The 13714-nt window shown below is 35.1% G+C and carries 13 protein-coding genes; 11 read left to right on the plus strand and 2 right to left on the minus strand.

The features are described 5' to 3' along the window. Positions 1–14 precede the first annotated feature (14 nt). The 3 genes from fliG to dxs are packed head-to-tail and all read left to right on the plus strand — an operon-like array spanning position 15 to position 3669. The gene (gene fliG / locus SUDEN_RS02480) at positions 15–1043 is read left to right on the plus strand and encodes a flagellar motor switch protein FliG (protein ID WP_011372108.1); all 1029 of its coding nucleotides are present in this window, start codon (positions 15–17) and stop codon (positions 1041–1043) included. Between the two features lies 1 nt (position 1044). Beyond that, positions 1045–1839, plus strand: coding sequence for a flagellar assembly protein FliH (fliH, locus tag SUDEN_RS02485; RefSeq protein WP_011372109.1), 795 nt, complete (start codon positions 1045–1047; stop codon positions 1837–1839). A 9-nt stretch (positions 1840–1848) separates the two neighbouring features. After that, positions 1849–3669 (plus strand): 1-deoxy-D-xylulose-5-phosphate synthase, encoded by a 1821-nt coding sequence (dxs, locus tag SUDEN_RS02490; RefSeq protein WP_011372110.1) that lies wholly within the window; start codon positions 1849–1851, stop codon positions 3667–3669. Here dxs and pgeF read toward each other — a convergent pair. After that, positions 3661–4383 carry a peptidoglycan editing factor PgeF gene (gene pgeF, locus SUDEN_RS02495; protein ID WP_011372111.1) on the minus strand — a complete coding sequence of 241 codons (723 nt, stop codon included), beginning with the start codon at positions 4381–4383 and terminating at the stop codon, positions 3661–3663. The two genes, dxs and pgeF, sit on opposite strands and share 9 nt — an antisense overlap. A gap of 28 nt (positions 4384–4411) precedes the next feature. Between pgeF and ovoA the strand changes: the two genes are divergently transcribed. From ovoA to SUDEN_RS02525, 7 genes are all read left to right on the plus strand, one after another. Next, the gene (ovoA, locus tag SUDEN_RS02500) at positions 4412–6517 is read left to right on the plus strand and encodes a 5-histidylcysteine sulfoxide synthase (protein ID WP_011372112.1); all 2106 of its coding nucleotides are present in this window, start codon (positions 4412–4414) and stop codon (positions 6515–6517) included. A gap of 87 nt (positions 6518–6604) precedes the next feature. Further along, positions 6605–9331, plus strand: coding sequence for a class I SAM-dependent DNA methyltransferase (locus SUDEN_RS02505; protein ID WP_011372113.1), 2727 nt, complete (start codon positions 6605–6607; stop codon positions 9329–9331). A 65-nt stretch (positions 9332–9396) separates the two neighbouring features. After that, complete coding sequence (locus SUDEN_RS11305) at positions 9397–9549, plus strand: hypothetical protein (protein ID WP_158301037.1); 153 nt, start codon at positions 9397–9399, stop codon at positions 9547–9549. A gap of 429 nt (positions 9550–9978) precedes the next feature. Next, positions 9979–10794, plus strand: coding sequence for a KilA-N domain-containing protein (locus SUDEN_RS02510; protein ID WP_011372114.1), 816 nt, complete (start codon positions 9979–9981; stop codon positions 10792–10794). Positions 10795–10885: 91 nt separating this feature from the next. After that, entirely contained in the window at positions 10886–12070 is a 1185-nt protein-coding gene (locus SUDEN_RS02515; RefSeq protein ID WP_011372115.1) for a PatB family C-S lyase, read from the plus strand. A 42-nt stretch (positions 12071–12112) separates the two neighbouring features. After that, positions 12113–12349, plus strand: coding sequence for a hypothetical protein (locus SUDEN_RS02520; RefSeq protein ID WP_011372116.1), 237 nt, complete (start codon positions 12113–12115; stop codon positions 12347–12349). Then, positions 12339–12767: a pyridoxamine 5'-phosphate oxidase family protein gene (locus SUDEN_RS02525; protein WP_011372117.1), complete on the plus strand. Its 429-nt coding sequence runs from the start codon at positions 12339–12341 to the stop codon at positions 12765–12767. Before SUDEN_RS02520 ends, SUDEN_RS02525 begins: the two co-directional genes overlap by 11 nt. On the opposite strand, the gene SUDEN_RS11190 is transcribed toward SUDEN_RS02525, so the two are convergent. Then, positions 12739–12927 (minus strand): uracil-DNA glycosylase, encoded by a 189-nt coding sequence (locus SUDEN_RS11190; protein ID WP_083756752.1) that lies wholly within the window; start codon positions 12925–12927, stop codon positions 12739–12741. The two genes, SUDEN_RS02525 and SUDEN_RS11190, sit on opposite strands and share 29 nt — an antisense overlap. A gap of 94 nt (positions 12928–13021) precedes the next feature. On the opposite strand from SUDEN_RS11190, the gene SUDEN_RS02530 reads away from it, so the two are divergent. Then, entirely contained in the window at positions 13022–13714 is a 693-nt protein-coding gene (locus SUDEN_RS02530) for a dUTP diphosphatase (RefSeq protein WP_011372118.1), read from the plus strand.

Genomic DNA, 13714 nt, shown 5'->3' on the forward strand with positions numbered 1-13714 from the left:
ATAAGGAGAAGCAGATGACTTTAAATCCTACACAACAAGCAAAATTTGATGAGATGAGTATGGGGCAAAAGGTAGCAATTTTACTTATGCAGATGGGTGAAGATGCAACAGCAGCCATATTTTCTAATATGAGTATTGACGCAATTACAGAAGTGTCAAAACATATCGCTACTAATAAGAGTGTAGAAAAGAGTGTCGCTACTGCTATTTTAGAGGAATTTTATGCAATATTTCAGTCGGGGCAGTTTATTACTGCAGGTGGATTAGAGTATGCAAGAGAACTTTTATATAGAACATTAGGTCCAGAAGAGGCTAAGAAAATTCTTGAAAAACTATCAAAAAGTATGCAAGAGACACAAAATTTTGCATATCTTTCAAAGATTAAACCACAACAACTCTCAGATTTTATAATAAACGAACATCCTCAAACAATTGCACTTATTATGGCTCATATGGATGCAACTGAGGCTGCTGATACGCTGCATTTCTTCCCTGATGATCTTAGAAGTGAAGTCTCAATGAGAATGGCAAAACTCGGAGACATCTCCCCTTCAGTTATTAAAAGAGTCTCTGCGGTGCTCGAGTCTAAACTTGAATCTCTTGCTTCATATAAAGTTGAAGTTGGTGGACCTCGCGCTGTTGCAGATATCTTTAACCGTCTTGGTGCAAAAGCTTCTAAAGAGACATTAGCTAAAATTGAAGAGCGTGATGAAGAGATGTCAAATCAAATTAAAGAGATGATGTTTACGTTTGAAGATATTGCAAAACTTGATAAGAATGCAATTACTGAGATATTAAAAGCTATTGATAAACCAGATTTAATGCTAGGTTTAAAGAGTGCTCCTGAAGACTTAAAACAGAAATTCTTTAGTGCAATGAGTGAGCGAGCAAAAGAGGCATTTGAAGAAGAGATGCAGTTCATGGGGGCTGTCAAAATGAAAGATGTTGAGGGTGCTCAAAGAAGAATTGTTGAGATAGTAAATGGTCTTGCAGAAGCAGGAACTATTCAGTTAGGAACTTCATCCGAAGAGATGGTGGAATAACGTGACTAATATAATTAGTAGCGAGAAAATTAATCGACATAAAGTTGATAAATATAATTTTAAAGTTTTATCGGTTACAGAAGAGCTAAACACAGAAATTCCACAGAGTAATGTTTTTGCAAATGACTCTTTTGTGGATAATAACGAATCTATTAAAGAGCGAGAAGTTGACTCAAGTTCAATGACACAAAGTTCTAAAGACTCTTTAATAGAGTCTCTTTTAAACAAGACAGATGAGATGTCATCAAATTTTATAAAACTTCAAATGAAGTTAGAAAATATGACGCAAGAGCATAAAGAGGAGCTTCAAAAAACTAAAGAGGACTCTTTTGCACTAGGGATAGAAGCTGGAGTTGAAAAAGCTTTAAAAGATGATAAAAATAGCATAGCTAGCGTAATGACACAATATAACGCTTCAATTCAAAAATTAGAAAAAAATGCCACAGAGTTTGAGAGTGCCCTTGAGAAGATAAAAGAGGAGTTAATTGGTGCGGCTCTTGATATCTCAAAAGAGGTGCTCAAGGTTGAATTAAGTGAAAACTCTCATAAAGTAGCAATACTTCTTGCAAAAGAGTTGATAAAAGAGCTTCAAACATCTTCTAAGATTACTCTGAGGGTAAATTCAAAAGACCACGGAGAAGTGTCTCAAGCACTTGGAAGTTTAGCACATGTAGAAATTATTTCAGATAGTGCGGTAAGCGTAGGCGGTGTGATAGCCATAAGCGAAGCTGGAAATATAGATGCGCAAATTAGTAAAAGATTTGAACGTGTAAAAAGAGCGGCATTAAGTGAGTAGAGAATAATTATGAATATAAAAGCAAGCAGAATAAAAGAGCTAGAGACTCTTTGCAAAAATATAAGAGAAGAGATACTAAGAGTTGTTAGTAAAAATGGCGGACACTTAAGTTCAACGCTCGGTGCGACAGAGATTATTGTCGCTATGCATGAAGTTTTTGACTCCAAAAAAGATCCATTTATTTTTGATGTTTCACACCAATCATACGCCCATAAACTTCTAACTGGAAGATGGGATAAGTTTGATACGCTTAGAGAGTTTAATGGTTTATGTGGATATACAAAACCAAGCGAGAGTGAACATGACTATTTTGTTGCAGGGCATAGCTCCACATCTATATCTTTAGGTGTTGGCGCTGCAAAAGCTATAGCTCTAAAGGGTGAACAAAACAGCCGAATTCCTGTTATTATGATTGGCGATGGCTCAATGACTGCTGGTATGGTTTATGAAGCATTAAATGAGCTTGGCGAGAGAAAATATCCGATGGTAATTATTTTAAATGATAATGAGATGAGCATCTCTAAGCCAATAGGCGCAATAAGCAGAATTCTAAGTTCAGCTATGGCATCTCCTTTTTATCAAAATTTTAAAAAACATACTGAGAACTTTGTAGATAATTTTGGAGATGGTGCAAGGTATATTGCAAAGAGAATGGAAGAGTCTCTAAAACTTATAACTCCTGGAATTATGTTTGAAGAGATGGGAATTGATTATATCGGTCCTGTTGATGGACATAATATAGCCTCTTTGATAGAGATACTTCAAAAAGCAAAAGAGTTGAAAAAACCAGTTATTGTTCATGCACAAACACTAAAAGGTAAAGGGTATGAGATAGCTGAGGGCAAAGATGAGAAGTGGCATGGAGTTGGTCCTTTTGATTTGGATAGCGGAGCCGCATCTAAAAAAAGCTCTGCAAAAAGTGCTACTCAAATTTATGCAGAAGCACTGCTTCATCTTGCAAAAAATAATGACAAAATAGTAGGTGCAACTGCCGCAATGCCGAGTGGAACAGGTTTGAGTGAGCTTATAGAGTTATACCCAAATAGATTTTGGGATGTTGCAATTGCAGAACAGCATGCGGTTACATCGATGGCAGCACTTGCAAAAGAGGGCTTTAAGCCATTTTGTACAATCTATTCTACATTTTTACAACGTGGCTATGACCAAGTTATTCATGACACATGTCTGATGAATTTGCCAGTTGTGTTCGCCCTTGATCGTGCTGGAATAGTTGGAGAAGATGGAGAGACTCATCAAGGAGTGTTCGATGTGAGTTTTTTAAGAGCTATTCCAAATATGACTCTTTTTGCGCCAAGAGATGAGAAGAGTTTTCATCAAGCAATGGCATTTGCTGCGCAGTATCAATTTCCGTGCTCACTACGTTATCCAAGAGGTTCATTTACGCAGACAAGTTTGCCAGAATCGTCGCCATTTGAGTTGGCAAAATCACAACTTTTGCAATCAAACAAAGGTGATGTCCTTTTTATAGGGTATGGAAATGGTGTTGGTCGTGCTTATGAAACATCAAAACTCTTAGAAGAAAAAATTAGTATTTTGGATTTGAGATTTATCAAACCTCTTGATAAAGAGATGCTTCGTGATATGGCAACCAAACACAACAAATGGTTTATATTTTCCGATAGCGCAAAAATGGGCGGAGTAGGTTCGGCTATTTTAGAGTTTTTTGCAGATGAAAAAATTCTACATGTAGAGCTTGAGAGTTTTGAGTATGAAGATAGTTTTATAACTCATGGAAAAACAAAAGATGTTGAAGAGTCATTAGGGCTTCTGCCTGCGCAACTTGCACAAAAAGTAAAGGCGTTAATTTAATATAATTACGCCGCTAAACCTTCCTGTTTTTTGCTCCGCTCTGTAAGAGAAATATGTTTTTGTGTTACAACATGTACACTCATTTAAAAACTCTATATTTTCCTCTTTAACATTACATGATAAAAGTTGAGATTTTAGGATTTTGTTTACATCAAGATAATATTTTTCATCTCTTATATCAAGAGCATACTCTAAACCTAACCCTTTTGCCTCATTGTAAATCTCCACTCCAACTTCATAACAACATACGCCAATACTCGCACCAACGCTTACATGTATATTTTTAGCTTCACTCTTAAAATCATCTATAAAACTCTCAATACACTTTTTAACTATATTTTTAAATGCGCCTTGTCGCCCAGCGTGAAGGGCGGCTATCACTTTTTTCTCACTATCATAAAAGAGCATGGGTGAGCAGTCTGCTACCATAACCATAAGCGGTGTGTTAGGTTTGTTTGTTATTAGCGCATCACATGTAGGAGGCGCCTTAAACTCCTCATCTGTTACAACATGAACTATGTCAGAGTGAATCTGCTTCATATAAACAAGCGAATCTTTGCTATATGAGAGCTCCTTTGCCAAAAGCAGATGGTTTTTCTCTACATCTAGTTCATTATCATCAACATGAAAAGCTAAATTTTTGCTATGCTTTGTAGTAAAAGCATGTGTGATGTTTGGAAATTGTGCTAATTTTTTACTATAATAGAATTTCATAGAAAAATTATATCCTAAAGGTACTATTTTGAGTAGATTAAGTCTTTATCCAGTTACATTAGATGGCACAGATGAACATAAAAAACGTCAAGAGATACGAGAATATTTTCGCAACACATTTTCATTGTTTGAGAAGGTTTTTGAAGTTTTAATTAATGATGAGGTTTTTTACAATAAGTCAGAGATTACAAGACATCCAATGATATTTTATTTTGGTCATACAGCAACTTTCTTTATAAATAAACTTATAAATATGAAGATAATAAAACAGAGAATAAATCCAGAGTTTGAATCGATTTTCGCTGTGGGCGTTGATGAGATGGCGTGGGATGATACGCAGAGTGCAAACTACATGTGGCCAAAGGTTGGTGAGGTAAGAGAGTACAGAAATAGGGTAAGAGAGATAGTTGATGAGCTTATATCAACACTCCCAATGCCTTTGCCAATAACTGACAACTCGCCTATGTGGATAATTTTGATGGGGATAGAGCATGAGCGCATACATGTAGAGACTTCACTTGTCCTTCATCGTCAAATGCCTATAGAGTTTGTAAAAGATGTAAAAGAGTTTAATCTCTGTTCTCATAGCGCACAAGCTCCGCAAAATAGCATGATTGAACTCAGAGGCAAAAGTGTTCTACTTGGTAAGGAGAAGTCTCATAACCTTTATGGTTGGGATAATGAGTATGGAAAATATGAAGAGAGCGTAGAGGATTTTAAAGCGTCAAAGTTTCTTGTAAGTAACGGCGAATTTATGGAGTTTGTGCAAGAGGGAGGCTATACAAATGACGAGTTTTGGGATGAGGAGGGAAAGAAATTTTTAGAGATAAGTGGTGCAAAATATCCTACTTTTTGGATAAAAGATGAAGACACTTACATGTACAGAACTCTGAGTAAAATTATAGAGATGCCATATAATTGGCCTGTTGATGTAAATGCACTTGAGGCAGAAGCATTTTGTCGCTATAAGAGTAAAAAAGATGGAGTAAAGTACTCTCTGCCAAGTGAAGCGGAGTATAGAGTGATTTATGATTATGCAAAGCTAGAGGATATTCCAGACTTTCACGAGAGCAGGGCAAACTTGAACTTTTATCACTACTCTAGCTCATGCCCAGTAGATGAGTTTAGCTTCAATGGAATATATGACGTAGTCGGAAATGTTTGGCAGTGGAGCAGAACTCCCATTTTCGGCTTTGAGGGTTTTGTGGTACATGAAGCGTATGATGACTTCTCAACCCCAACTTTTGACAATAAACATGCGCTAATTTTAGGTTCATCGTGGGCTAGTAGCGGAAACCTTATCATGAAATATTCACGTTACGCCTTTCGCAGACATTTCTACCAAAATGCTGGATTTAGATATGTAATCTCAAACTCAAAAATAAAAACACAGAGTGATGTTTATGAGAGCGATGAACTTGTTTCGCAATACTGTGAGTTCCAATATGGAGATGACTCTTTTGGTGTAAAAAATTTCGCTCTTGAGAGTGTCAAAATAGCCACAAAATTTGTTAAAAATAGAACAAAAGCGCTTGATTTGGGATGCGCAACAGGACGAGCAACTTTTGAGTTGGCACGCACTTTTGATGAGGTAGAGGGAGTTGATTTTTCTGCTAGATTTATAGGAGTAGGGGTAAAACTTAAAAATGATGACTACATCGCTTATAGAGTAAAAACAGAGGGTGACTTGAGTGTGGATAAAAAAATCTCCATAGAAGAGTTGGGATATGAAAACATAAGAGATAGAGTCTCTTTTTGGCAAGGCGATGCTTGTAATCTAAAGCCAAATTTCAACTCATATAATTTAATATTAGCTAAAAACATAATAGACAGATTATATAATCCAAAACTTTTCTTAGGTAACGTACATGAGAGGCTGGAGAGTGGAGGCATTTTAGTCTTAACTTCCCCATACACATGGCAGGAGAGCTCAACAAAAAGAGAGTTTTGGCTGGGTGGATACAAAGATGAAAATGGCACAGAAGTTAAGACTATGGATACTTTAAAAAGTATTTTAGGTAAAAATTTTGAGCTTCTACATGTAGAAGATTTGGAGTTTGTCATAAAAGAGACAGCAAGAAAATTCCAACACAGCATTGCAGAGGTTAGTGTTTGGAGGAAAATAGACCTTTAGTCTTGTTTTTATATATTAGTTTTTATCATAATATAGAGTGTATAATATTTTAAAAATTTATAAACACCAATTATTTAAAGAAGAGAGATGATAAGCTTAAGAGAGATACGAGAACGAAGCATAAAGTTTGCCAAAGAGTGGGAGGGTGCTTCTCATGAAAAACAAGAAGCGCAGAGTTTTTGGATAGATTTTTTTAAAATATTTGATGTAAGTCCACGAAGTATGCAGTTTGAGTATCCCATCAAAAAAATAGACGGCTCTTATGGTTACATAGATGTTTTTTGGAGAGGGCAGCTTCTTATAGAGCAAAAAAGCAGAGGCAAGGATTTAGTAAAGGCAAAAGAACAAGCGTTAGAGTACCTTCCAAATCTAAAACAGAGAGATTTACCGAAGTTTATTTTGGTTTGTGATTTTGTAAGCTTCTATCTTTACGATTTGGACACAAATCAAGATTATAAATTTCTACTCCATGAGTTACCAAAAAATATAGAGCTGTTTTCATTTATAGCAGGATACACAAAAAAAACCTACAAAGAAGAGGAACCGACCAACCGCAAAGCCGCCGAACTTATGGGTAAACTTCATGACAAGCTACTTGAAAACGGTTACAGCGGACATCAACTCGAACTCTTTTTAACAAGGCTTCTTTTTTGTATGTTTGCAGAAGATACGGGCATATTTGCTAAAAACTCTTTTCGTGAATTTATAGAAAATCAAACAGATGAGAGCGGCAGAGATTTAGGCTCGCAGATAAGCTACCTCTTTGAGCTTTTTGACACTCCAAATGAGGAGCGACAAAAAAATCTTGATGAGAGTTTTACTCAGTTTCCTTACATCAACGGCTCAATTTTTACAGAACAGCTCAAAACAGCCCACTTTGACCGCTCCATGCGTGAAATGCTTTTGGATGCGTGTGCCTTTGACTGGAGTTTGATAAGTCCTTCCATTTTCGGTTCAATGTTTCAAGCTTCTATGGACGTTAGTAAAAGAGGCGAACTCGGTGCGCACTTTACAAGTGAGACAAATATATTAAAAGCCATCAAACCGCTATTTTTGGATGAACTTAGCGAAGAGTTTGCAAAAATAAAAAACAACCCAAAACAGCTTCAAATTTTTCATGCAAAAATCTCAAATCTCAAATTTTTAGACCCAGCATGTGGAAGTGGGAACTTTTTGGTAATCGCTTACAGAGAGTTGAAGCTTGTAGAGTTTGAAGTGCTGAAATCTCTTAAAATACTCACACAACTCGTCCATATAGACCAATTTTATGGTTTCGAGATAGAAGAGTTGCCAAGTCGAATAACTCAAACTGCGATGCTTCTCATCGACCATCAAATGAACCTGCTTTTTGCTCAAATGTTTGGAGAGCCACATTTTAATATCCCCATAAAAGATAGTGCAAATATTTTTAATGTCAATGCTTTGAGGGTGGATTGGGAAAAGATTTTGGATGGTGTGAAAATTGATTTTATTATTGGAAATCCGCCGTTTTTAGGTTCAAAAATGCAATCTAAAGAGCAAAAAGAGGATATGGCAGAGGTTTTTAGCGGTGTTAAAAATGGAAAAGAACTTGATTTTGTAACGGCTTGGTATATAAAATCTGCAAAATATTTACAAGGTAAAAACACAAAAGTAGCCTTAGTTTCAACGAACTCCATTACGCAAGGCGAACAAGTAGGGATTTTGTGGCAAGAGATGTTTAACAAATATAAAATCAAAATCCACTTTGCACACAAAACTTTTAAATGGAATAATGATGCAAAAGGCGTTGCACAAGTTTATTGTGTAATTATCGGTTTTGCGGGGTTTGACATCAAAGAAAAAAGACTTTTTGAGTATGAGAGCGTAAAATCTGAACCGCATGAGATAAAAGTTGCAAATATAAATCCCTATCTTGTAAACGGAGATGATTTTTTTATCAGCTCAAGAAGAAAGCATATACAGAGCTTTATACCTCAAATAGTTTTTGGAAGTATGCCAAATGACGGTGGTAACCTGCTTTTTGACGATAAAGAAAAAGAGGAGTTTTTAGCCCTTGAACCAAAAGCAGAGCTGTACATGAAGCCTCTTATCTCTGCAAAAGAGTATCTTAACGGCAAAACAAGATGGTGTTTATGGCTAAAAGATTGTCCGCCAAATGAACTAAAATCTATGCCCAAAGTGATTGAGAGAGTTGAAAATATCAGAAAACTTAGGAACGAAAGCTCAAGAGAAGCAACTCAAAAATTAGCAAAGTTCCCAGCACTTTTTGGAGAAGATAGACAGCCTGAGAGTGATTATATTTTTATTCCTCGTGTATCGTCAGAAAACAGAGATTATATTCCAATGGAATTTTTTACAAAAGATTTTATTTGTGGAGATACTGGACTTGCCGTTCCAAATGCCACACTTTTTCATTTCGGAATTTTGACTTCAAAAATGCACATGGACTGGGTGCGGTATGTTGCTGGAAGATTAAAAAGTGATTATAGATATTCAAATGAAATTGTTTATAACAACTTCCCTTTTCCTTTAGAAATAAACGACAAACAAAAAGATCAAATCGAACAATTAGCACAAAATATTCTAGACATAAGAGCCGAATTTGTAGGAAGCTCTTTAGCCGATTTGTACAATCCTCTAACTATGCCACCAAAACTCCTAAAAGCTCACGAAACGCTAGACAGAGCAGTAGATAAACTCTACTCAAAAACACTCTTCAAAACAGATACAGAAAGAGTCGCCCATTTGTTTGAATTAAATAAACAACTTACTAGCTTGATTGTGGAAAATGAGAAAAAAGCTAAAAAAGTTAAAAAAATAATAACAAAATGACATATTTTTACAAAAAAACACATTATTTTAGTACTATGGATAAAAATTTAATATAAAGGTACAACATGAACTCAAACGATAAATATAATATGCTAGCAAGAGAAATACCTAATTCAAAAAATAAAAACATCTATCCAAAAACTTTTGGACTTGATAGTCAAGAGTTTAAAGCTATTGTTGATGAAATTGAAAATGATAGTCTATTTGAAAAAGGATAGTGGGGTTTAGGTGGTTTTTATATCTTCAATAACCTAACTTTTAATGGTAGAGGTTTTTTAGAAAATAATGATAAAAAAGAGTATCACAAAATTGAAAAAACTGAGATAGCCTATCATAACAATATAAATGTCGGTGAAAATAATCATGGAAATATTATCACAGGCAACAATAATATCGTAATTTCAGAATTTGATAGAAAGCTTGATGAACTCATACAAGCTATAAAAAACTCTAGCATTCAAGATAAAGAGTCAATTGTTTTAGAATTGAAAAATAATAAAAACGGTGAAACATCATTAAAAAAATCTTTAGGTGCTGTTTTAACAAAAGGTGCAGAAATTAGCTCAATTGTTTCAGCTGTAAGCGCATTGTTAAGTTTATGAATTTAACAATGAATGAAGAAATAACAAAATAAAAGGAAAACTAAAATGGCAAAAATAATAGTTCAAGAACAAGAAATTACCATTTTAAAAATAAATAATGAAGATTACATTTCGCTGACTGATATGTTGAGAGCTAAAGATGGAGATTTTTTTATCTCTGATTGGCTCAGAAATAGAAATACAATTGAGTATCTAGGTATTTGGGAGAAGATTTACAATCCAGATTTTAATTATGGCGAATTCGCCATAATTAAATCTCAAGCAGGATTAAATAGTTATAAACTTAGTGTAAAAGAGTGGAGTGAAAAAACAAATGCGATAGGTTTAATTGCTAAAGCAGGGCGATATGGTGGAACTTATGCTCATCAAGATATAGCTTTTGAGTTTGGTATGTGGATTAGTGCAGAGTTCAAAATCTACCTTATCAAAGAGTTTCAAAGATTAAAAGAACAAGAGTTTACACAGTGTGGATGGGATATTAGAAGAAATCTTACGAAAATGAACTATCGTATACATACGGATGCAATTAAAGAAAATCTAATCCCTAAAGAACTCACACCATTGCAAATAAACTTCGTCTATGCAAGTGAAGCAGATATTTTAAATGTGGCACTTTTTGGGATGACAGCTAAAGAGTGGAGAGATAAAAATCAAACTTCTAAAGGTAATATTAGAGATGAAGCAGATGTGAATCAACTTGTATGTTTGGCAAATCTTGAGTCGCTTAATGCACACTTTATTCACGAAGGATTATCACAAAATGAGAGACTTCAAAAGCTAAATCATTTGGCTATTACTCAGATGAAGATACTGAGTAGTGATAATCAAAGAGAATTAGAAAGTTTAGGAAAAATAAAATGATAAAAGAGCTACCATTATCAACACTAAAAGAAAATCAACTCTCTCTAAAATCTCAACAAACTCAAAATTATAGTAAAGAGTACAATACAAAATGAAATATACCTTCCAAACTTCTACATGTAGAGAAAACACAAACGCAGAGAAGTACGTCCTAAGAGAGAAGCTATTTGGCACAAACGAGGTTATGCCTCTTTGGGTGGCGGATATGGACATTGACACTCCTGATTTTGTTCTTGACGCTGTAAGAAAACGCTTAGAACACCAAATTGTGGGGTATGAAGAGTTGCCGCAAAGTGCATTTTTGGCTCAAATTGAGTGGATGAAAAAAGAGCATGGAGTTGAGTTTGCGCTTGAGGAGATGCTCTATTCGCACTCGGTGGTTGCCAGTATGAATGTCGCCATCGAAGCATTTACCGAAAAGGGTGATAAAGTTATCGTCCAAACACCTGTTTATCCTCCGTTTTTTCATAGTGTGATAGAGCATGAGAGAGAGCTTTTGAAAAATCCGTTAAAGCTAAGAGATGACGGAACTTACACTTTTGATATAGAGGATTTAAAATCAAAGATTAATGAGAAAACAAAACTTCTTCTTCTCTGCTCTCCTCACAACCCTGTTGGGAGAGTTTGGAGGAGAGAGGAACTTGAGCAGATTTTAGAGCTATGCGTGAAGCATAATATAGTTGTCTTTAGCGATGAGATACACTCTGATTTGGTATATGCGCCAAATGTACATATCCCGTTTGCCTCTTTGAGCGCTGATGCAAGAGATATAACAGTTACTGCTATTGGAATTGGAAAGAGTTTTAACATGGCTGGTTTTGCCATTAGTAGTGTGGCGATACAAAATAAAATTTTAAGAGAAAATTTTTTAAAAGTTTATAATCGCACACACTTTGCCAATGGAAGCACTCTTTCACATGTAGCGTTTGAAGCGGCATACAGAGATGGCAAAGAGTGGCTAGAGGAGCTTAAAATCCATCTTTATAAAAACTTTTATATGTTAGATGAGTTATGTAAAAAATATCCGCATTACATAAAACTAACTCCGATTGAGGGGACTTATCTTGCTTGGCTTGATTGTAGAGGTCTTGGGTTTGGCGATAGAGAGTTAAGAGATTTTTTTATTCACAAAGCTGGACTTGGACTTAGTGCTGGGATAAGTTTTGGCAGAGAGGGAAGCGGTTTTATGAGGTTGAATTTTGCAATCTCGTCTGATAAGATGTTGGAAGTAATTAAGAAATTAGATGAAGCACTTCTGCTAAAATGTCGCCAATAGTGGAAAGTTAGAAAAAGAGCTATAAAAGCATAGGAGCTAGAGTTGGTTGAGATAAATTGGGAAGATTTTAAATTTTTTAAACAATATAGCAATAAAAAAAATGATAACTTTGAAATCCTATTAGATTTCTTAAAAAATTATTGCAAAATAACTTCACCAAAAGAGATGTTTGAGACAATGCTAAATGATGAGACAGCACAGCTTATGTTAAAAAAGCGAGAGATGTACACACTAGAGGATTTAGAACGCCATCTTTACAAAGATTTTAATGCAAAATAATCTCTTAAAGATAGAGGCATTTTTGCAAAAGCATCATGTCTTATCACTCTGTACAACAGATGCTCTTGAGCTAAGTGCTTGTAATCTATTTTATGTTTTTGATGTTTTAAGTAACTCTTTTGTGGTAGCAAGCAGTGATGAGACAACACATGTAAAAAATATTTTACAAAATCCAAAAGTTGCAGGAACAGTCGTTCTTGAGACAAAGGCAGTCGGTAAAATAGAGGGAGTCCAGTTTAGAGGTGATTTTTTGGCACTTGAAGACAACGCCCTAAAAAAGCTCTATTTTAGCCATTTTCCTTATGCGCTTGCTATGAACCCAAAACTTTGGCAGATAAAAATCAACTACTTTAAACTAACAGACAATAGGCTTGGTTTTGGAAAAAAAATTATTTGGAAGAGGAACTCTTTGGAGTAGATTTCTCTTTAAACATTGAGCAATCACTTCCGCTACTTTGAAATACTACAAGTGATGGTATTTGAGGTGATTTAAAACCATACGCTCTGCATCCATGAGGCCTTTGTGCTTCCCAAGTAACAAAATAGTGCTCACATCTTCTACAATTAATTCTCTTCATTTAGCTCTCATTTTAAGTTCGCTATTTTAGCATATTTGGTACAATGCTTAGATAAAAAAATCTCTAATATGAGCAATTAATCAAAGGAAATTGAGTGGATAAAATACTACTTATGTTACAGCTTCAAGCTACTCTAAATGAGGCAACTAATGGGGATGGGTGGACTAGCGGAGTTACAAAAAACTCTAAAGTTATAAACTGGAAGCGCTGTATCTACATGGAGTGCGCTGAGATGATTGGCAGTTTCTCTTGGAAACATTGGAAAAATATTGATCAAGAAGCTGACTGGGCAAACTTGCAGATAGAAGTTGTTGATGTTTGGCACTTTATTATGAGCTTGGCAATTGAGAATTATGCAAACAGCCATAAAGGCGGTGTTGAGGAGTTAGCGCTTGACATATCAGAACTAGAAAATTTTTGTAAAATTGATACTAAAAATGAGCTTTTCGCCTCTCAAGATGAGATTATGCAAAAAGTAGAGTCTATAATATTTAATGTGTTAAATAGAGATAACTTTGAATTAGAAAAACTTATAGAAGAGTTTTTTGATTTGGTTGTTATGAGTGGACTTGATTTAGAGACTCTTTATAAACTTTATGTTGGTAAAAATATTCTAAATCAATTTAGACAAGACAACGGCTATAAAGATGGTTCATATATAAAAGTTTGGGCAGGTGAAGAAGATAATGTAGTTATGAAGAGAGTCTTAGATGAGAGTAGCAATTTCTCGCCAAATGAGTTATATAATGAGTTGACTAAGCTCTATCTATCGTTAAATAAGAGTTAA

This window comes from Sulfurimonas denitrificans DSM 1251, from assembly GCF_000012965.1.
Taxonomy (GTDB): domain Bacteria; phylum Campylobacterota; class Campylobacteria; order Campylobacterales; family Sulfurimonadaceae; genus Sulfurimonas; species Sulfurimonas denitrificans.

What these genes read in the sequence shown, in the direction of transcription:
- SUDEN_RS02525 (WP_011372117.1), top strand. Translation starts at nt 12,339, where the DNA reads ATGCAAAATAATCTCTTAAAGATAGAGGCATTTTTGCAAAAGCATCAT.
- SUDEN_RS02510 (WP_011372114.1), top strand. Translation starts at nt 9,979, where the DNA reads ATGGCAAAAATAATAGTTCAAGAACAAGAAATTACCATTTTAAAAATA.
- SUDEN_RS11190 (WP_083756752.1), bottom strand. Translation starts at nt 12,927, where the DNA reads ATGAAGAGAATTAATTGTAGAAGATGTGAGCACTATTTTGTTACTTGG.
- SUDEN_RS11305 (WP_158301037.1), top strand. Translation starts at nt 9,397, where the DNA reads ATGAACTCAAACGATAAATATAATATGCTAGCAAGAGAAATACCTAAT.
- pgeF (WP_011372111.1), bottom strand. Translation starts at nt 4,383, where the DNA reads ATGAAATTCTATTATAGTAAAAAATTAGCACAATTTCCAAACATCACA.
- fliG (WP_011372108.1), top strand. Translation starts at nt 15, where the DNA reads ATGACTTTAAATCCTACACAACAAGCAAAATTTGATGAGATGAGTATG.
- dxs (WP_011372110.1), top strand. Translation starts at nt 1,849, where the DNA reads ATGAATATAAAAGCAAGCAGAATAAAAGAGCTAGAGACTCTTTGCAAA.
- SUDEN_RS02505 (WP_011372113.1), top strand. Translation starts at nt 6,605, where the DNA reads ATGATAAGCTTAAGAGAGATACGAGAACGAAGCATAAAGTTTGCCAAA.
- SUDEN_RS02515 (WP_011372115.1), top strand. Translation starts at nt 10,886, where the DNA reads ATGAAATATACCTTCCAAACTTCTACATGTAGAGAAAACACAAACGCA.